At 37.9% G+C, this 20,069-nt stretch carries 15 protein-coding genes; 4 read left to right on the top strand and 11 right to left on the bottom strand.

Going from position 1 to position 20,069, the window contains the following annotated elements; all coding sequences use genetic code 11:
• Positions 1 to 212: 212 nt before the first annotated feature.
• The 3 genes from OQE68_RS09225 to OQE68_RS09215 form a co-directional block, all read right to left on the bottom strand.
• Positions 213 to 1,658 (bottom strand): hypothetical protein, encoded by a 1,446-nt coding sequence (locus tag OQE68_RS09225; protein ID WP_180569283.1) that lies wholly within the window; start codon positions 1,656 to 1,658, stop codon positions 213 to 215.
• A 219-nt stretch (positions 1,659 to 1,877) separates the two neighbouring features.
• The gene (mscK, locus tag OQE68_RS09220) at positions 1,878 to 5,204 is read right to left on the bottom strand and encodes a mechanosensitive channel MscK (RefSeq protein ID WP_180569284.1); all 3,327 of its coding nucleotides are present in this window, start codon (positions 5,202 to 5,204) and stop codon (positions 1,878 to 1,880) included.
• 346 nt (positions 5,205 to 5,550) lie between these two features.
• Positions 5,551 to 6,528 carry a serine/threonine protein kinase gene (locus OQE68_RS09215; RefSeq protein WP_180569285.1) on the bottom strand — a complete coding sequence of 326 codons (978 nt, stop codon included), beginning with the start codon at positions 6,526 to 6,528 and terminating at the stop codon, positions 5,551 to 5,553.
• 281 nt (positions 6,529 to 6,809) lie between these two features.
• On the opposite strand from OQE68_RS09215, the gene OQE68_RS09210 reads away from it, so the two are divergent.
• Positions 6,810 to 8,030, top strand: a complete 1,221-nt coding sequence (locus tag OQE68_RS09210) for an ABC transporter substrate-binding protein (protein WP_180569286.1) — start codon at positions 6,810 to 6,812, stop codon at positions 8,028 to 8,030.
• A 114-nt stretch (positions 8,031 to 8,144) separates the two neighbouring features.
• Positions 8,145 to 10,130, top strand: coding sequence for an extracellular solute-binding protein (locus tag OQE68_RS09205; RefSeq protein WP_180569287.1), 1,986 nt, complete (start codon positions 8,145 to 8,147; stop codon positions 10,128 to 10,130).
• 23 nt (positions 10,131 to 10,153) lie between these two features.
• Here OQE68_RS09205 and OQE68_RS09200 read toward each other — a convergent pair whose 3' ends face one another.
• The 3 genes from OQE68_RS09200 to OQE68_RS09190 all read right to left on the bottom strand — a co-directional run bounded on the left by OQE68_RS09200 (position 10,154) and on the right by OQE68_RS09190 (position 13,012).
• Complete coding sequence (locus OQE68_RS09200) at positions 10,154 to 11,014, bottom strand: type 2 periplasmic-binding domain-containing protein (protein ID WP_180569288.1); 861 nt, start codon at positions 11,012 to 11,014, stop codon at positions 10,154 to 10,156.
• A gap of 95 nt (positions 11,015 to 11,109) precedes the next feature.
• A complete protein-coding gene (locus tag OQE68_RS09195) occupies positions 11,110 to 12,279 on the bottom strand; it encodes a sensor histidine kinase (RefSeq protein ID WP_266195581.1) in 1,170 nt (389 codons plus the stop codon).
• Positions 12,280 to 12,316: 37 nt separating this feature from the next.
• Positions 12,317 to 13,012 (bottom strand): response regulator transcription factor, encoded by a 696-nt coding sequence (locus tag OQE68_RS09190; protein ID WP_180569290.1) that lies wholly within the window; start codon positions 13,010 to 13,012, stop codon positions 12,317 to 12,319.
• A 510-nt stretch (positions 13,013 to 13,522) separates the two neighbouring features.
• On the opposite strand from OQE68_RS09190, the gene OQE68_RS09185 reads away from it, so the two are divergent.
• Both OQE68_RS09185 and OQE68_RS09180 read left to right on the top strand, forming a co-directional pair.
• Positions 13,523 to 14,050: a sigma-70 family RNA polymerase sigma factor gene (locus tag OQE68_RS09185; protein ID WP_180569291.1), complete on the top strand. Its 528-nt coding sequence runs from the start codon at positions 13,523 to 13,525 to the stop codon at positions 14,048 to 14,050.
• Positions 14,051 to 14,185: 135 nt separating this feature from the next.
• Positions 14,186 to 14,722, top strand: a complete 537-nt coding sequence (locus OQE68_RS09180; protein ID WP_219340072.1) for a GNAT family N-acetyltransferase — start codon at positions 14,186 to 14,188, stop codon at positions 14,720 to 14,722.
• Between the two features lie 29 nt (positions 14,723 to 14,751).
• Here the strand turns inward: OQE68_RS09180 and OQE68_RS09175 are convergent, their stop codons facing one another.
• The 5 genes from OQE68_RS09175 to OQE68_RS09155 all read right to left on the bottom strand — a co-directional run bounded on the left by OQE68_RS09175 (position 14,752) and on the right by OQE68_RS09155 (position 20,057).
• The gene (locus tag OQE68_RS09175) at positions 14,752 to 16,764 is read right to left on the bottom strand and encodes a methyl-accepting chemotaxis protein (RefSeq protein WP_180569292.1); all 2,013 of its coding nucleotides are present in this window, start codon (positions 16,762 to 16,764) and stop codon (positions 14,752 to 14,754) included.
• Positions 16,765 to 16,821: 57 nt separating this feature from the next.
• On the bottom strand, positions 16,822 to 17,922 hold the full coding sequence (modC, locus tag OQE68_RS09170; RefSeq protein ID WP_180569293.1) for a molybdenum ABC transporter ATP-binding protein: 1,101 nt from the start codon (positions 17,920 to 17,922) through the stop codon (positions 16,822 to 16,824).
• The gene (modB, locus tag OQE68_RS09165) at positions 17,909 to 18,616 is read right to left on the bottom strand and encodes a molybdate ABC transporter permease subunit (protein WP_180569294.1); all 708 of its coding nucleotides are present in this window, start codon (positions 18,614 to 18,616) and stop codon (positions 17,909 to 17,911) included. The genes modC and modB overlap by 14 nt, the downstream gene beginning before the upstream one ends.
• 57 nt (positions 18,617 to 18,673) lie before the next feature.
• Entirely contained in the window at positions 18,674 to 19,441 is a 768-nt protein-coding gene (gene modA, locus OQE68_RS09160; RefSeq protein WP_180569295.1) for a molybdate ABC transporter substrate-binding protein, read from the bottom strand.
• Between the two features lie 157 nt (positions 19,442 to 19,598).
• Positions 19,599 to 20,057: a ComF family protein gene (locus OQE68_RS09155; protein ID WP_180569296.1), complete on the bottom strand. Its 459-nt coding sequence runs from the start codon at positions 20,055 to 20,057 to the stop codon at positions 19,599 to 19,601.
• Between the last annotated feature and the right edge of the window lie 12 nt (positions 20,058 to 20,069).

Raw genomic sequence — 20,069 nt, 5'->3', positions numbered from 1 at the left:
TTGAGGTTTATATATACCCAAAGCGTAGGGTTTTTAGGGGCGGCCGTCGAGGATGAAGTCCCAGGCGTTTAGATAAACTAAATGACTGGGGTGGCAGTTGAATACTCCTGCATAAACTGCATTTCCACCATCCTTGGTGGTCAAAAGTGACGACAACAAACCCTAAAAATCATTCGAGAAGGGTATATGTTGGATAGGAATTGGTGTTATAATTATTTGTTAATATAAAGCTTCTCTACACTTCTTACTCCTTCTTTGTCTATAGCGATTTTAAATGCAACATTGCTTATAGCTTTTTCGCATTGCTTTATTTCTGCAATTAAATAGATGTTGTATAGTCTTCTTGTTGGTAGCGACACTACCTCATTATTTTTAGTGAAGGAAGGAATTTCTTTGTAAGCCTCATCAAGGTTCTCAAAGTATCTTCCCATATTGATTCTGATGATGTTCTGGAGTTCATAGCCAGTATTTTGAATTTCATTTTGTAAATTTATGGTATATAAATATCTTAAATGAATAATATCTTCAGGTTGATATTTGTCGATTTTACTTCCCAGTTTACTGTATCTTAGTTGATGAACTGAATTGGGTAGTGTAGAAGAGTCTGTTAGATGAAACCACTCTTTTATAAAACCAATTTTATTATTTTGAATATCTAGAATGATGTTTCTATCAGGAAAATAATTTGATAAACAGTTGCTGATTACTAATTTGATTCTATCTTTAAGTCGATCTCTAATTGCATAGCCTATAATGCCCAATGCCATTAGGTATAATCCACCTCTGCTTATGGCTTCCCAGTTTGAAGCTGCAACTTTTTCAACAGTAAATCCACAGATAGCTGCTAGAATTGCAGAAAATACAGCAATAGGTTCTTTAAGTCTTTTAATGGCAACTTTATTATTTTTTGTGTCAACAAACATTTCAGATTGAAAGTATTTTTTTAGTTTGCTGATCTTGATCAGATAATCTTCAGCTTCTTTCTCATTTGCTAAGTCAGTATTTAATTGTGCTTGCTTGGAATAACATGACTCCTCGTAAGTTAATTTTCTCAATAAGTTATCTATATGAACTGTATCTTTATCAATGTTTAAACTGTTTTTGTTTATATTATTTTTTATGGAGTAAATGTAGCGGATATTAACATAATTTAAGAAAGTTGCTAAATTTAATCGATGCTCAGGGTTTGGTAGAGATAAGCAGGCTTCCCAAATTTTTTTATTTGTTTCTGTGATTTGCTCAATATCATTAGTTAGTTGGAGAATACTTTTTGATCTGGCTCCTGGGTTGGTTTCTTGGGTTAAGCGATTGATGATTTTGGTGTGTATTTTGGTTTGCTTTTTTATAATGTCCCACCAATAAGCTCCCAGCTTTCGAATAACTTTTAAATCATCTTTTTGGTTTTGAATTGCAGTATTAAGAAAAGAGCTCTGGTCTGAGATTTGGCTCTTGAGCGACTTGGAAGATAGAGCAAGTCGTACCCGGCTACTGATATATGAATAAGCTTCCTCTTTATTCAGGTTACTTATACCCAGTGTACGTGGGGCTATAAAATAGAAGGCAACATCTGATACTTCCTTTTTTTCTTTGGGGATCAGTAAAGACTTTATTTCAAGGTTATGGGTGTCGTGTTTGGATACAGAAATTTTATGTTTCATTTTACTATAGGGTTATATCCTCCCAGTTATGCTTTTTTATGAGTAATATCTACCTATTGGGTATGACCAATATGAGCTCATATTTTAGGTGTACTAATGTAAGAGTAGAAAATGCAATATAGAATTCAAGAAAGAGTCGTTTGATGTACACATAGTGCGGGCCAGCTCTGCACTATGTATATAAAAAAAGGCCCTAATGGGCCTTTTTGTGTTTAAAAATTAGCCTTCATCCTCTGGGCTGGGTAGCATTTGCTGTGGCCACTCTTTTATATGTATATCTTGTTGTGGGAAGGCAATTTCAATATTGTGCTTCGCAAATAGCTGATTGATAGTCCTGTTTAGCTGATCTATAACAGGCAGCCGATCGCGTAGCTCTTGAACATGAATGCGTAGCTCATGATTTAAAGTGCTATCACCAAAAGCAAGGAAAAACACATCAGGTGCAGGGTCATGCAACACTTTGGGGTGTTCGTGAGCTGCTTTTAATAGTAGCTTGCGAGTTAAGTCTAAATCTGAGCCATAGGCAACACCTACATTGATAATGACTCGAGTAATAGGGTTAGACAGTGACCAGTTGATCAGCTGGTCTGTAACAAAGACTTTATTGGGAATAATGATTTCTTTATTATCCCAGTCGGTGATTGTGGTGGCTCGAATTCTAATTAGGGAAACAACCCCATGTTGATCACCGATGGTTACAGTATCGCCAATCCGAACAGGGCGCTCAAACAAAATAATTAAGCCTGAAATAAAGTTAGCAAAAATTTCCTGTAAACCGAAACCTAACCCTACACCGAGTGCCGCGACCAGCCATTGCAGCTTGCTCCATTCTAGGCCCAAGGTAGATAGTGCCATGATTATACCAACCCCAGAGATCACGTAACGTACCATGGTGGTAAGCGCATAGGCTGTGCCTTGGCGAAGTCTTAGTTTTGATAGAATGGCAATCTCCAACAAGCCAGGAAGGTTACGGCTTAGAATCATCGAAACGCCAAAAATAACTAATGAAAGCAAGAAGTCTTTGAGTTTGATTGGTACCAGCTCAGTACCTGTTTCTGTCGTAGACTTGTACTCCCATAGGGTGAAAGTATTTAAATATTCAAATACTGGCAATAGGCTAGACCAGATAAGATAAAATACGCCGACTAAAACAGCGAGCATTGCTGCATTAATTAGTCTGGTCGATTGACTGCTGATCGCTTCAATATCGATGGTGGGCTCTTCAAATACTTCCTGGGTTTGCTCTGCATCTCGGCTGGCAGCTCGTTTTTCCAGTGCTCGCTGGAAAGCTAGGCGACGGGCTGCTACATGTAAGTTACGAATAATTAGTGCATGGATAATGACCCAGCCAAGCAACACATAAAGTGATGCTAACAATAAACCTTGTACTGTCAGTGCGGTGTAGAAATATCCCATTAAAGTGAGCACAACCATTGCTAACGGGGTCAATGCAAAGAAGTAACCAAACAGATAATGGAGTAGTACTGATTTAAATAAAGCCACTGGTGGTTGAATTAACCTGACCAGTGCCATGCTTAATAATAAAGAGGCAACCATAAAGGGTATTTGGCCGATAACATCGCTATCCAGCTCCACCATTAAATAAGAAGAGGCTGCAGTAATAAAAGCAAGGGGGATTAATCCTAGAGCAAGCTTTCTAACATTGCGGTGAACATGTTCACTGACTTCAGGCTTCCATTTAAAGTGTTCAGTAGTAATGCCCTCAGATTTGGTGATTTCTTTTAGCCAAATAACACATAATGATGCAATGGCTGCTGCTATAAAACCATCACTTAAGGTTTTGCTTAAGGTGCTATTGTCACTACCGTTAATGAAGTAGCCTAAAGCAAATAAGGCAAGTGGTACTGGCAATGAGTGCATTAGGCTAACAGCCAGCACCTTAGGGGTTACTGAGAGGTTGTCTCGCTGTACTTTCCCTACTTTTTCTGTTTGCCATTGTTGGTAGTCAGCTAGTGATTGGCGACGGAAGATACAGAATAGGATTAGCACTAAAAACATCAAGGCTTCAGGCCAATGAACTTGAACATTAATAATCAATGATTCCCATGGGCTTCCCTTGAGTGCTTTTACTTGGTTACTGAGGTTACCTGAAAAATTTTTGAACCAGTCAATATCCATTTGGTCGTTACTAGCAATCCAGAACAGTTGTTTCTGTAGCTTTACCGCTAGCTCATCGCGATTTTTTTCTAATGACTTTTGGTCACCAGCTAAGTCTATGGCTTCTTTTAAAAGTTTATCATGTTGGTTAATTAAACTGTCGAGTAACTCCTTTCTGGTATTAACGAGTTTGTTAATTTCATCGTCAATTAAGGCACGTTCTTGTTCGGGGAGATCTGCTGGTAATTTTTTGGTGATTTTTTTTATGTAATCGTCTTCCAGTAGTTTTTTTTCTTCTTCTAACTGAAACTGATTGAAACGAAGGTTGGTGATTACCTCTGGCAGATCTTGAACAAACTCTGTTTTAGGTAAAATTTGTTTTTGTTTGCGGAGAAATTTACCCAGATTATGGCTACCACCTAATAAAGCAGTTTGCTGATCAATATCTTGTTGAATTTTTTTGATAGTTTCATGTGCTTGCTTAATCTCAGACACTTTTTTGCTATATTCACCGATTTTTTCAGCCACTTTTGATAAAGCGTTGCTATGATCAAGGTTTTTCTTTGCTTCTTTTTGTACAGAAGGGTGCTTTTTAGTAATGGATTCAGTTACTTTGGTAGCAGAATCAAGCACTTTCTTAGCTTCTTCCGTGCGCTTTTCTATAACCAGTGTTTCCATTGCCTTGACTTCTTTATCCAAGACTTTTATTTGAGCATTAAGTCTTGCTTCTTGGGCTTGAAGTAACTTTAGGCTTTTACTGCTGTTACGGTTTTGCAGTCTAAGGATTTTATTTTTTTGCTGTATAAATTCAATCTGGGCTAAACTTTGTTGGGCTCGTTCTTCAGGAAAACTGTCGCTATCGTCACCACTTTCAATATCTCGAATGACGGCGTTTAGCTCTTCGATGTGGTCATTATTTTTTCTGATATCTTCTTTGGTAGATTCTGGTAGTTTTTGGGTTATTGTGATAAGGCTTTTGGTTCGGTCGAGTTGGCTTTGAAATTCAGCCAGTTGTCCTTGTTTGTCACTAATGGTCTCATCAAGAGCTCTGGAGTCCATCTTTTTGAATTTTTGTAATAATGCATTGTCTTCAGGAATATTGATTTTAGCGACTTCTGCCTCTACTTTTTTCAGTTTGGCTGGAATTGCTTTGTACTCTGCTCGAAGCTGCTTATATTTTTTTTTAGACTTTTCAATATTGTTTAAGTCGTCGATGGTTTTTTCAATAATGTCGCGAAGGGCTTGTTCCTCGCTTTCCTCTAGCTTCTTTTTTTCTATATGTTTTAATGATTCAGTTAAGGCACTAGTGGTAGGCAAACTAGTCTCATTACCGGCAGCACTTAAATAGAGAGGTTGTAAAAAAAGCAACAATAGCACTAAGCTGACAGGAAATTGCTTAACTACACGTTGTATAGATTGGTATAACATAATGACCTAGCTACTCACCATTAACATTACTTACATTCAGCTAATGTAATTCGTACTAAATAAGTTGTTGTAGTCTTTATACTAGCCTGTATAACTTGGGTAGTACTACTACAACAGCTGTATGACCTTCTTAAAAGGCGAACCATTGTAAGCTAGTTCTCTAGCCTCGCTTAATCTTTTGATGGTATTTTGCCAAACAGTTCTATAGGTAAAAGTCGCTAGCCAAGATATTTTTGTGACGGGTGAGGTAGTTACGCTGGTGGGAGCTTTGATGTACTGCTTACTGTTATTGAATGGCCCTCATTAAGAGGGCTTAAAGAAGAAGGGATATGGTAGTTAACAGGCCCTAATACAAGCTAAGAGGTGCTTCTTGCAAGGCGGCCAGTTGTTCTCTTAGCTCCAAAATATGATCTGCCCAATAGCGTGGAGTGTTAAACCAAGTGAAACTATGGGGAAAAGCTGGGTCATCCCAGCGTTTAGCTAACCAGGCACTATAATGCATTAATCGTAGGGTACGAAATACCTCGATTAACCTCAGCTCACTGGTATTAAAGGTATAAAACTCATTATAACCACCTATCAATTCTGATAGCTGTGCTGTTTGTTGATGGCGGTCACCGGAGAGGAACATCCATAAGTCCTGAATAGCAGGGGCCATACGGCTATCGTCAAAATCAACAAAGTGAAATTGATCTCCTCGGGTTAAAATGTTGCCTAAATGGCAGTCGCCATGAATACGAATAGCCGTCGGCTTAATTCCACTTTGCCAAATAGCTTCTACTTGTTTGATGCAGTCTTCTGCCAGGGTTTGATAAGCTTTGACTAAGTCTAAGGGGATAAAGTTACTCTCTAGTAAAAACCGGTAGCTGTTGGTGGCATATTGTTCAATAGTGATACCAGGGCGATGTTGAAAAGGCTTAACTGCACCTACTTGGTGTATACGTCCTAATAATCTACCCAACTGGAGCAGGGTATCAGCGTCATCACATTCTGGGGCATGACCACCATAACGGGGGAATAGGGCAAACTGAAATCCTTTATGTTCATGTAATGTACAGCTGTTTATCTTTACTGGTTGCACGGCAGGAAGTTCAACTTCGGCAAGCTCTGCAATGAAGTCATGTTCTTCAAGGATTTGCTCTTTACTCCAACGCTCTGGCCGATAAAACTTAGCAATTAGTGGCGTTTCTTCTTCTATTCCTACTTGATAGACCCTGTTTTCATAACTATTCAATGGAAAAATTCGGTTATCACTGAGATAGCCTAATGACTCTACAGCCTCGATGATAGTGTCGGGGGTTAAACTGTCATAAGGGTGGCTCATGCTAACCTCTATATACAATGAAAGATAACTTATGTCCCTTGACAGTTTACCTCTAAGCCAAACTGTCAACAGAGCTTATAATGCAAAGACTATATAAAGGGTGCCATAGAATGAGTAGAGCGGAAAGGGCCGCTGACTAATATTTTTATATAGCAGCTTAAAGCCATTCATTTTGGCTATAGGTGAATAATAATTTATTTCATTTTCTTAAGGGCATGAAAACAATTAATAGCTAATATTTATAGTTAAGCGCGATTTGTAGTGGTTTGGAGTAGCGTTTAATGAAAAAAATAAGCTTGTCATCTGTATTGTTAATTCTACTGACTAAGTTAGCTGTGATCTGTAATGCTGAGGAGGGGATTGAAAGTAATACAATTTACTTTGGGTCAGTACTGGCATTAAAAGGCCAGGCAAGAGATCTGGGGCTAGGTATGAAAACTGGCTTAAATGCGGCTTTGAAAGGGCAGACAGTCAATGGCTTAAAAATAGAAGTGCTGTATCGAAATGATAATTATGAGCCAGATATGGCTGTTAAAGCAACCCAAGAATTAATCAATAAACCTGTTTTTTTAATGATAGGGAATATAGGTACGCCAACTGCCAAAGTTACATTGCCGCTATTGGCTGCACATAATATCCCAGCAGTTGGTTTTTTTACCGGTGCTGGTTTATTGCGGCCAGGTGTAGCCCCCACAGTTAATTATCGGGCTAGTTATGTTCAAGAAACCGGTGCGGTGATAAAAGCGGCTATTCAAAATGGTATTGGCCCAGAAGCAGTATGTGCTTATGTTCAAAATGATGCATATGGTATGGCTGGTTTGGTAGGCGTTAAGAATGCGTTAGCTAGCCATAATAAAACCGAACAAGTAGTAAAGGTGCTGGATAAAATTATAAACATAACAGGTGACAACCCAGAGCGTAATAATATTGGCCCTGTTGGAACCTATAAAAGAAACACAAAAGATGTAATTGATGGCTATAAATCGTTAAAAACCTGGGAGAAAAATAATGGCACTAAATGTAAGCTGGTTGTTACTGTTGGTGCTTACGAAAATATAGCTAAGTTCATTTGGTATGCAAACTACAAAAAAAGTGAAAACTGGATTGTTAGCGCAGTTTCATTTACAGGGGCCGATAACTTAAAGAAATTCCTTTCTCATTATAAAGCTTCAAGGAATGTGCTTATGACCCAGGTGGTTCCTCTCATTGACTCTGCAATACCTATTGTAGAAGAAGCTAAAAAGAAAATAGGCAGACGATTTGGTTATGTCTCTTTGGAAGGATATATTGTAGGGAAAATGGTGTTACATATATTACGAGAAGTCTCCTCACCTATTACCCGAGAAAAATTTTTAGCTAAAGCAAGACAGTCTAAATTTGATTTAGGAGGGGTAATAATAGACTTTACAAAAAATGGCTATCAGGGCTCTGATAAAGTAGAAATCAGTGTTTTAGGGCATGATGGTTTTGAGTCTTTAGCTAGTGATTTTTGGAAGAATTAGTGATTAGGTGGAGTGAAACACTTGTTAAAAAAGGGGATGTGCTCTAATTGTAACTGGCTTTGCGCTATAAAAATAGTGTATGTGTGTACTGAATTTTTATTTTGTCAGGCGGCCTTGACAGAAAATATAGTGCGTTTTGCCGCATCTGAGCAAGAACCCTATATTGGACAAAACCTATTAAATAATGGCTATGTTGCTGAGCTGGTGAAAGAAGTTTACAGCATTTCAGGTTATAAAACTGATATAAAGTTTTATCCCTTGGCCAGAGCAAGAGAGCTCGCAAAGCAAGGTAAAGTTGATGGGCTGTTGCCCTTTTATCAACAGCATACAGTCAATAATGTTTTTGTACTCTCTAACCCTTTTCCTGGTAGCAGTATTGGATTAATAAAGAAAAAATCTTTACAGATTGCAAAACTCTCTAATTTGAATGACTTATCCTGGCATAAATTAGTATTTCAAGATAAATATAAGTTTGGTGCAGTAAGAGGCACAGAGGATATTCTATCAAGTTATAGTGAAGTTAAAACGTTAAAGCTTGATCTTGTCAGTAGTGATATTCAAAATATTGATAAGATCATTGCCAATAGAATCGATTTTGCAGTAATTGATAAATACACAGCGGCTGATTTGTTGATTAATAAACGGCCACATTTTATTGGAAAACTGGAGTTTATGCCTCCACCTTTGCTTCATAGTAACTTTTATGTTGCTTTTTCCACAATACCTGAAAACGTTCAAAAAAATAAAAGGATATTCGATAAAGGGTTGAAAGTAACTATTGATAATGGAGGGTTGACAAAAATCATGTTAAAACATGGTTTTATGTCAGAAGAAGTGAGTGGTACCTCTAAACAAAAACTAACCATTGGTACGGTTAATAATAATGATATGGTCGTTATGAAAAGGCTATCTAAACACTTTGAGGCTATGCATCCCAATATTAAACTTGAGTGGCGTATTCTTGATGAAGATATTTTACGAAAACGTCTAATGGGAGACCTGGCAATAGCAGATGGTCAGTTTGATGTAATGACAATAGGTACTTATGAAACACCAATTTGGGCTAAGCGAAATTGGTTAACACCGCTGCATAGTTTTCCAAAGAAATATGATATAAATGATATTATTGAAAACGTTAAAAAAAGCTTGTCTTATCAGGATGCATTGTATGCATTACCTTTTTATGCTGAAAGTTCTGTGACTTATTATCGTACTGATTTATTGAAGAAACTGAATATTAAAATGCCGTTGCAGCCAACCTATGAAGAAATAAAACAAATTGCAGCTAAAGTACATAATCCTGCTGAGCAGATATATGGTATATGTTTAAGAGGAAAAGCTGGTTGGGGTGGTAACATGGCTTTGCTAAGCACTATGGTAAATACATATAACGGCCAATGGTTTGATACCAAGTGGTTGCCTACCCTAAACACGACTCCATGGCATGAAGCGGTATCCATGTATAAAAATTTAATTATAAATTATGGCCCTCCAGAACCTATTAATAACAATTTTGTCGAGAATTTGGCATTATTTGCAAACGGCCAATGTGGTATTTGGATTGATGCTACAGTTGCAGCTGGTTTGCTATTTAACCCAAAATACTCAAAAGTATATGATAAATTGGGTATTGCTAATGCACCAATAGCTAAAACCTCAAAAGGGGCAAACTGGCTTTGGTCATGGGCATTGGCTATCCCTGCATCATCCCATAAAAAGGAAGCAGCATTTAAGTTTATTACTTGGGCAACATCAAAAGACTATATAAAACTGGTTGCACAGCAAGAAGGATGGGTATCTGTGCCTCCAGGTACCAGAAAGTCTACCTATCAAAATAAAGACTATTTGCAGGCAGCACCGTTTGCAAAATTTGTATTCAATGCAATTCAATCTGCTGACCCGCATGAGCCTACTTTAACTCCATCACCTTATATAGGAATTCAATATGTAGGGATCCCAGAGTTTCCTGCAATTGGACATCAGATAAGCTTAAAGTTAGTTGAAGTTCTAAAGGGACGAATTGAGATCGATCGATTTTTAAAAGAAAGTCAAGCCATTGCAAAACAGCAAATGCAGCATTCTGGCTATATTCTTCACTAATGACTTTTAGTCTTCATTGGCATTTACTCGAATGGGTCGAACCACAAAGATTTATCATTTAATAGAGACTCGTTCGTGAAAAGAGGATTATAAAGTTTGAATAATCTTCTTGACTTTAGCTTGGCTCTTTTTATGGCTTTTTTATTATATTTCCAAAACCACTTATCATATTGACCATTAGTTTTAATTAATTTAAAACCATGTTTAATTCTTCTTTCCAGAGAAGGGTTTTTGTTGGAAACATAGAAGAATTTTGGCCAAGGGTAATATACTAAAATATCTTGTTCAATATGCAAATTTGGTAAGCGTTCTTTCCGATCATCGTATTCTGCTGGGGCTTCATTAACACCCCGCGAAAAATAGTCAACCCTTCCTTTAGATACCATATCGAATAAGCTTTCATAGTCTGTGCTAGTTTGAACATTGATATTATTAGCTTTGAATACTTCCACATCATTCCAAAAGCGTCCTTGGGCTACGGTAAGTTTTTTGAACTCAGCCAATGTTTTTAGTTTAGAAAATTTTGGTTGATCTTGTTTGCGGATGATAAAAATACGATAACCTAATAAACCTTTTCTAATTGGTTGCCAAATAGGAATTAAATACTTTTCAAGATAAGGCGTGGCACTGCTCCAAATTACATCATAAACTGATCCATGAGTTATTAAATATCGAAACTTTGCTTCATTAACTTTATCTTTATGTGAAACCAGCTCACATGGGCCAAAATCTTTTTTTGAGGCATCAATAATGATGTGTAGTAACTCTTCAATATCAAGCTCCCTTTTAGCTGTTTGTGGATATATTACTTTTTCGATAGAAAAAGCACTAAATATCAGTAGGGAGAATACAAGAGTACTCAATTGAAAATAAAGTTTATACAAGTTGACTTCCTACTCATTTTGATCATACATTGAGCCTAGCATCTCTGCGTAGAAAGTGTGACTATCTATCCATACTGAAGATGGAGAGTAGACTTTCAAGACCAACGTACACAAGCAGTAACAGAGCTGGATGTTTTTTTGATTTTGAACTGCCACTTTTGTGCCTGGCAAATCTCTTGGACTAAATCAAGACCAATGCCAAACCCGGTAGTATCATCTCTATCACTCATTACCTGGTTTTTAATAATAAAATAGTCTTTTGCTGGTCTTATGTATATTGTGCCTGAATAAGAATGTTGAAAAGCATTTCTAATTAAGTTATTTATAATTATCTTAATTAGTGTGGCAGGTACTAAAGTATTCGTTGTTTTAGAGCCTTTAGTTATCCTGATAAATATATTTTTGTTATGTAGTAAATAACTATTATCTTTTAATAGAAAATAGGTCAGTTCTTTAATGTCAATATTTTCGGGTATTATATTGGCTGTATTCTTTTTTGCTAGCCATAAGAGCGATTCAGTAAGGTCTTTCATGTGGCGACCAGACCTTAGTATACGCTGATATGACAGATATAAGTCAGGGTATGCTGAAATACCTTGTTTTTCCAATAGTTGTGTCGAGGCAAGTAATACTGAAATAGGGGTACGTAGTTCGTGGCTTAATTGTCGTAGAAATTTACTTTCTCGTTGATTAATGGCTTGAATTTGTTGATAAGAAGCTTGTAGGTTGTTGGCAATTTGGTCAAGCTCTTTATAGCGCTGAATGGGCTTCGGGGATGCCATATTATTAGACCATTCAGCCAGTTGACTGGTTGCTTTAATGATTTTTCTTGAACTGAACCAAGCTAGTGTTGAGGTGAGTAAAATAAAAATAACGGTTATGATTGAGATTCTATTGACTAGACTAATAAAGTGGTTATCTTGAATCTTATGATCTAAGTTGAAATAGCTAATAATAAAATAATTTTTATTGGTGTATTTTTCATCAAAATGACAATAAGCATAAAGATGAAAGTGAAAGTCACCTATCTGCATAAAAAAATTGGTGACTAGCTCTCCGGTATCAGGTTTATTTGGTAAATACTGTTTAATGCTTGTTGGTATTTCATCCCAGCTATTATATATTTCATGCTTAGCTGTAGGTTTGGCTGACATTTGCTTTGATTTTCGGTACCAATGTTCATATTGTTGAATCATCTCATGAATAACAACATCATAAATACCTGCTCGGTATGTTTTAAATGCGAAATAGGAGTAGACCGCCATTATTATTAAAGCGCACGCAAGTAGCTTTAAAATAATTTCAGTTGTCAGCCTTCTCATTATGTTCTCTTATTGTGATGCCTATACCTGATATGGTATGTATAAGTGGTTTAGTAAATGGTTTGTCGATAGCTGAGCGCAATTTATGTATATGAACTTTTAAACTATTAGGTGCAGGGCAGCAGCTATCATTTCCCCACAAATAATCTTCAAGTTCTTGTCTGGAGATTATCCGAGGACTATTTTTTACTAAATACTCTAATATTTTCCAGCAAAAAGGAGTGAGCTTAATCGTTATATTACCTCTTTTAACAATGTGTAGGCTTAAATCTACGGTTAAATCTCCGACAGTAATAATATTATTGAGTCTTTTGTGTCGTTGAGTTAATACCTTAAGACGAGCGACGAGTTCTGGCATATCAAAAGGTTTAATTAAGTAGTCGTCGGCCCCTACAGCAAAACCTTCCAGCTTGTTATCTAGGGTTTCACGAGCGGTAAGCATTAGTATCGGAGTATTGATATTATTAGCTCTTAACTTACTGCAAATAGTCAAGCCATCTCTGTAGGGTAAATTTAAGTCCAAAACAATGACTTCATAGTTATCTTCTAGCAAATTATAAGCAAGCCTACCCGTTGCATCATAATCGCATTCAAAACCTTCCAAACTAAGGTATTCACCCATGGAGGCTGCTAACTCTTGATTGTCTTCAACTATTAACACGCTATATTTCTGCATAATGGTAATGGTCCGAGCTGCTAAAAGCTTGGATTACTAATATAACTATACCTCTTGAAAGAAGTTTGGTTGTAAGTTTGTCTGGATTAGATACTGAGAGGCCGCTAATATTGCATAAAAATCAAACAAAAAGTAATTGATATTAATACTTATATAGTTAAATAGAATGCTTGATTGGAAATAAAGTATTAATATGCTTATAGGTAAATATAGTTATATATCGTATACAGGTTTATCTATTACTGTTGAAATACACTGTTCGAGTTACAAATAATAACAAAACTCAGCTTATTTATTCTTATATCATTAACCTTTCATTAACCCCTCGCTCGTTAGACTAGCCCCGTAGCAGTAATTGTGAAAATCAATTGATTTGTGCTCAAGAGAATACAGTAGTTTATATTAATTAAACATAGAATTTAAACAGATGTTTATGCTTGTTGATCGGTATTAGCAGCTGTATATCAAGTTAATGAAATACATCGTAAGGTGCTTGGGTGATAGTGAATAATGGTATCTGAACAGCGTAGGTTTACAGAGCTAGTAGCTACTTATCAGAAATCATTGTATCAGTATGCTTATTGGCTTACACATGATCAGCCAACAGCAGAAGACTTGGTTCAAGATACTTTTATGAAAGCTTGGCGAGGATTTGCTGGGCTTAAAAAAATCGAATCAGCAAAGGCATGGCTGATTACGATTTTGCGTCGTGAAAATGCTCGAAGGTTTCAGCAAAAAACGATTGATTACTCCGAAGTAGATGTTGAGGACATGGCTGACTATAGTGGTCGTTATCACTACTCCGAAAACTTAGACTCACTTCGTTATTGTATACAACAGCTGCCAGATATGTATCGTGAGCCTTTGCTAATGCAAGTTATATTAGGGTTTTCTCAAGAAGAAATTGCTGAGGAATTAAATATCCCTTCTAATACCGTCGCGACTCGGCTAAGACGCGCTCGTTTTCAGTTAAAAACTATTACCCAAGAAAATGAAATTTTGGTTAATAGACAAAATAAGGTAAAAGTGAAAGGGTAATAATTCCTATTTAAATTTATTTTTTGCTGCCTTGAATACTTATTGAAACTACTTTACTTGCGATTCACACTCATTTACCTTATATAAACGTTTGTTAGAGGTTTTCTAGGGAATTGAAAATAAAAGGACATTGTATTGATAGTTGAAACTGATCAGTTGGTTTTGCGCGATTTTCAACAAGCAGATATAGAACAGTATTGTGTATTAACTCAAGATGAAAAATACCAGCGTTTCTATAGTGAAGAAGACTGTTCTATAGAAAAGGCTAGAACATTGGCTGAAATGTTTGTTAAGCAAACAGCTGACCTTGAAAGAACAAAGTTTCAGCTTGCTGTTACGCTCAAAGATTCTGGTCAATTGCTTGGGACTGTTGGATTACGACTAGAGCCAGAGCAACAAGCTTCTATTGGCTGTGGCATTGCACGTAAACATCAGGCTACAGGGCATGCCAAAGCGGCGATGTCTGCTTTAATTGGCTATGGTTTTAAGTGCCATAATCTCCACCGGATTTATGCTGAAACAATCGCCGATAACAAATCAGCAATTCAGCTATGTAAAAAACTGGGCATGCGAGAAGAAGCATACTTTGTTGAGAATCGGTTTTTTAAAGGTAAGTGGTGGAATACAGTTGTTATGGCCATACTTAAAAGAGAGTGGCAAAAAACAAAATAGAAGTAGCTATACCCAATGCGAGGGGAGGGTTAAAGTGTAAACCGCTTAACCTGCTCATCTAACTGACAGGCTTTACTTAATAATTGCGTAGTGGCATCAGCATTTTGTTGAGTTTGGTCGGTAGCGAGTTGAATAAGCTGGGAAACGTCTTCAATGGTTGTGGCTATTTCATGGGTAACATTGGATTGCTGTTCAGTTGAGGCGGCAATTGAAGTTATCATGCTAGCCACATCATTAACATGGCTGACAGCTTCTTCAATTGAATGTCCTGCTGCCTGGGCATTGTCCGTACCTTGTTTCACTAATTGGATGCCATTAGCCATGAGCTTTACTGCTTCACTGGTCTCTTGTTGAATGGCTTGAATCGAGCGGGTAATTTCTTCTGTTGAGGTGCTCGTGCGCTGGGCTAACTGTCGTACTTCATCGGCCACTACAGCAAATCCTCTGCCTTGCTCACCTGCACGGGCTGCTTCAATAGCAGCATTAAGCGCTAATAAGTTAGTTTGCTCAGCAATATCTCGGATGACTTCAGTAATGCGACCAATTTCTTCACTTTTCGCGTTTAAATTTTCGACGGCCTGGTTGCTGCTCGTCACGGATTGCTGAATATCGCGGATAGTTGTAATGGTTGCTTTGAGTTTATCTCCACCTTCATTGGCAATATTGGCAGAATCTTGTGCATGGTGTGATGCATCTGCCGTATTTTGTGCCACTTGATTGGCTGCGGCAGATAATTGGTCTACAGCACTGGCTATGGTAGTTATTTTTTCATTTTGATGCTGCATCGAGCCAGCTATTTGTTTATTAGCTTCAGTTAATTGAGCAGTTCCCTGGTTGACATCTTGGGTTGTGTTATTCATCTGCTCAACCAATTGGCGTAGGTGGTTTGCCATGCGGTTAATTGACTCAGTCAGATTGCCTAATTCATCATGGACTTTGACAGGTAAATTTTTCCCTGAAAGATCGCCATTGGCAATTTCATTGGCTTTGCGATTAAGAGGGACTAAGGCATTGACTAACTGCTTGCTAAATATCACGCCAATAATAATACTGACTAGCAGTGTTGCTACACTGGCACTAATGACGGTTAGACTGATTTTTTCTATTGCCTCGCCTAGAACCTTGGTATCTTGTTGAGTTAATTGATTTTGCTGTTTAATGATTTCAGTAATTTGCTCAACTCTAGGCACTGCCTCTGTTGCCATTAAATGATAAGCTTTATTCCAGTCGTTTCCTTTACGTAGCTTGATCATTTCCTCGGGCAGTGGGGCAAACAGTTGGCGCATTTTAAGATACAGCTTCCAAATGCGAGCCTCTGTTTCTGTAAACAGGTAAGCCATGTCTTCAACGGGCTTTAGTTTTGTCTGGTTTATTTGCCAGTTGGTTTGGAATTTTTCAACGAAACGATTATCGCCTGTAATTAAAAAGTCCTTTAAATTCGAAATACTATTACTTAATGAGCTGTGGCTATCAGCAAATAATTTAAGGAGATGTTTGCGTTTAGGGGTGGCTATTTGTTGATCTTCTTCGTTCATTAAAATATTAAGTTGATCTAAAGCAGTATCTGCATAAGGTCCTGCCTCATTTAGTAGTGTTGTAATCGCGGGTATGTTTGCTTCCGTATGGCTTAGAGCCTCTATTTTATCCTGCCATTGTCGTAACTCTGTCATGATAGGAGTGAGCCGGTTTAAGCTATCGCCCAGTTGCTGGTCTTTTTGACTTGGCTGATTAGCAAGTTGGCTGAGTTGTTGCTGCGATTGCTGAATAGTTTTCCAGGCGGCTATACGTTGCTTCTTGAATTTTTCAGCCTGTGCCGATTGGTTGCCTAAAATTAAATAGCCCCGCAAAGCAGCAATTGAAGTATATAAGCCATTAAGTAGTTCTTTACTGGCATTAACAACCACAAACTGGTGTTCAATCAGGTAGCTTTTCGCCTGGTTAATTTGGGTTGTGCGCTGTAGGGTTAAGAAGGCAGTAGCAGCAATTAAGGCAATAATTGTACCAAACCCAATAACTAGCTTTGTGGTGAGAGTGAGTTTCATTGTTGATGTTGAATTTCATTATTACTACTGGTTCAAGTGTAGATGAAAGGAAAAGATTTAAGTAGCAATGGCTCTAGACAGTAGTGCTACGCTTTTAATGCTGGCGTAGATAGCTTTACCTGACTCTAGTTGTAGCTCCTGGCAGGACTTACTGGTTATCAGTGATAAAATTCGTTGCTGGTTGACGGTTAATTCAATCAAGCATAAACCATCAGCAATATTGGTAATTTGGCTAATAGTGCAAGGAATGCTGTTTAATGCGCTGGTGTTATGGTTGGGCTGCAGTGCCAGGCTAACATCTTTGGCTGGAATTTCTAGGCGAATACGATTACCTGGGCTATAGGGGAGCTGGTGTAAACACACTTTAAACCCATCCAGATCAAGAAAAGATAGGTGATGTTGCTGGTCGTGCTTAGTTAAGTCTCCTTCTACAACACTCACCATATGATGTAAATCTAACCGTTGTTGTGGCAGGTAGTGGCTTAATTGAAAAATATCAACGTTGGCTGTGATATTTCCTGCTTCCATTAAAATAACTTGATCAGCCAGCTGGTTTACTTCATGAATATCATGGCTAATTACTAGCCAGGGAATTACCATTTGTTGAGCAATATGGTGCAGGTTGCTCCATATTTCTCGACGACTGGCACGATCAAGGGCCGTTGAGGGCTCATCCATTAATATTAATTGACAGGCTGCTAACAGTCCTCGGGCGATGGCTACTCGTTGCTGTTGACCACCTGATAACTCATAAGGATAGCGGTTAATCAGGCTATCTAAGCTTAACAGGCTAATCGCATCATTCAGACTAAGATACTGTTGATAACCCTTAAGTCGACGCTTAATTGCAAACTTCAAGTTATCCAACACAGTTAAGTGGGGAAATAGTCGTGCGTCCTGAAATACATAACCTACTCCTCGTTGATAAGCCGGGGTAAATAATTTTTTTTGGCTATCTAACCAGGTTTGCTGGCCTAAGGTAATTTTTCCTGTAGCTTGTTGGTTCAGCCCAGCGAAAGTTTCAAATAAAGTAGTTTTACCACAGCCAGAAGGGCCAAAAATGGCTGTAATACCCTGGTTGGTAATTTCTCCAGCAGCGCTTAATTGAAATTGATCCTGGTTATTTTGCAGTAAACACTGAACATTAAAGCTTAGCATGGGCGGTTGGGGAGTTAGCAGCTTGATTATTACGTTGCAAGCTGTACAACAGCCATAACAACAGAAATGAAAATACCAGTAAAATTCCAGCCAGCCAGTGGGCTTGTTGATAATTTAAGGATTCTACATGGTCAAACAATGCAATGGATAATACTTGGGTTTCACCAGGAATATTGCCTCCAATCATTAACACCACACCAAACTCACCAACGGTATGAGCAAAAGCCATGCTGGTGGCGATTAAAAAGCTGCGTTTAGTTAGAGGAATAATCAGGTTAAAAAATTGATCCCAACGGTTGGCACCCATGCTAGAGGCTGCCTGTAATAACTTGATATCCAGCTGATTAAAAGCGGCTTGTAGTGGTTGTACCATAAATGGCAGAGAATATAGCACTGAGCCAATTACCAACCCTTGAAAAGTAAAGGTAAGTGAACTTCCCGTCAGTTGCAGCCAAAAATTACCAATGAAAGAATTGGGTGAAAAAGCGATTAATAAATAAAAACCCAGCACGGTGGGAGGCAAAATTAATGGCATGGCCACTAATGCTTCAATCATGTTACGAACACGACTGCGGCCATGAGCAAGCCACCAAGCAATAACAGGGCCAATCAGTAATAAAATAATGGTAGTGACTAAAGCCAGCTGCAAAGTAAGCTTGATGGCTAGCCAGTCTTGTTCGGTGAGTACATCCATTATAAGTAGTAGTTAATCAGTAAATAAATTGAGTGACTAGTGAGCTATAATCAGGCCCTAATCGTCATCGGAGCTGGTACCATAACCGTTACGTTGGATAATGCTGTGGCTGTCTGAGCTTTTTAGAAATGCAATAAAATCGATAGCAGCATCATTGGTAATGGCTTTTTTTAGTAAAACTGCTTGCTGAACAATCGGTTGGTAGTGCTTTTGAGGAACAACCCAGTAGGTATTGTTTTTTAGGGTAATTACTTGTGAGAGAGCAACCAGCCCTAAATCAGCATTGCCACTGGCAGTAAACTGATAGGCTTGAGCAATATTGTTTCCCATGACCACTTTATATTTTGCTGCTTCCCACAGTTTTAGCTTTTTTAAGCTCTGCTCTGCAGCCATGCCATAAGGGGCTAAGTCGGGATTAGCAATACTAATAAAGCGACTATTGGTGATTGCTTGACCTAAGCTACCTTCAGTTAAGTGAAAATTATCTTTGGGATGCCAGAATACTAATTTACCGTAGGCATAGGTAAAACGGCTATTCGGTATAATTAAATTTTCTTTATCAAGCAGCATTGGGCGGCGTTGATCTGCAGCTAAAAATACCTCATAAGGCGCCCCATTTTTTATTTGAGTATAAAGTAAGCCAGTGGCACCTGAACTTACTTTAAAATAAGTTTTTGGGTTATTTTGCTTATAATGGCGGATGAGCTGATGAAGAGTATTTTTAAAGTTGGATGAGACTGCAATGGTTATGTTTTTCTTGTCAGCGAAAGCTTGCTGACAAAATAAAGCCAGGATGAGCGTGAAGAGTCCTTTTATTTTAGTCATAAATTAAGACCTTATACTTCTATTCAAGTGCTGCCCTTTATTACCCTATAACTAGCTTGTATCTATTTTCTTAACCTTTTGTAGTGTTTACAAAAGTGAGTAGGGTAATGTAATTGGCTGAGGCAATATATGTCAATGTCTGGCCTGAATATTTGCGCTAGTTCCACTTTGGTGTTTTTGCTATACACCATATGTCGACTTTTTGTACGCCTGCTTCTTTTAGTAAGCGGCTTATTTCATTAACAGTTGTTCCTGTGGTGACAACATCATCAACTAAGGCAAGGTGGTTTGGTAAAGACTGACTTATTATCTGAAAAGCATTGCGAATATTAACCTGCCGCTCTTTTGCTGATAAGCCAGTCTGGGCACTGGTTTTTTTATATCTGCGAATAAGGCGAGGTTGCAAAGGTATTTTTAGTTGTTTACTTAATTGTCTGGCAATTAATAAGGCTTGATTAAAGCCTCGTTGTAATTCGCGCTTACGATGAAGTGGAGTAGGGATGATGAGTTCTGGCCACGGCTGATTGGTGTAAGCACTAACAAGTCTTTCCTTTAACTGAATGGTAAGTGCCTGGCCACAGATCAACTTACCATTAAATTTATATTGATGAATCATGTGATCTATAGG

It is taken from the genome of Spartinivicinus marinus, from assembly GCF_026309355.1.
Taxonomy (GTDB): domain Bacteria; phylum Pseudomonadota; class Gammaproteobacteria; order Pseudomonadales; family Zooshikellaceae; genus Spartinivicinus; species Spartinivicinus marinus.
This window is presented reverse-complemented; position numbering and strand designations above follow the sequence as displayed.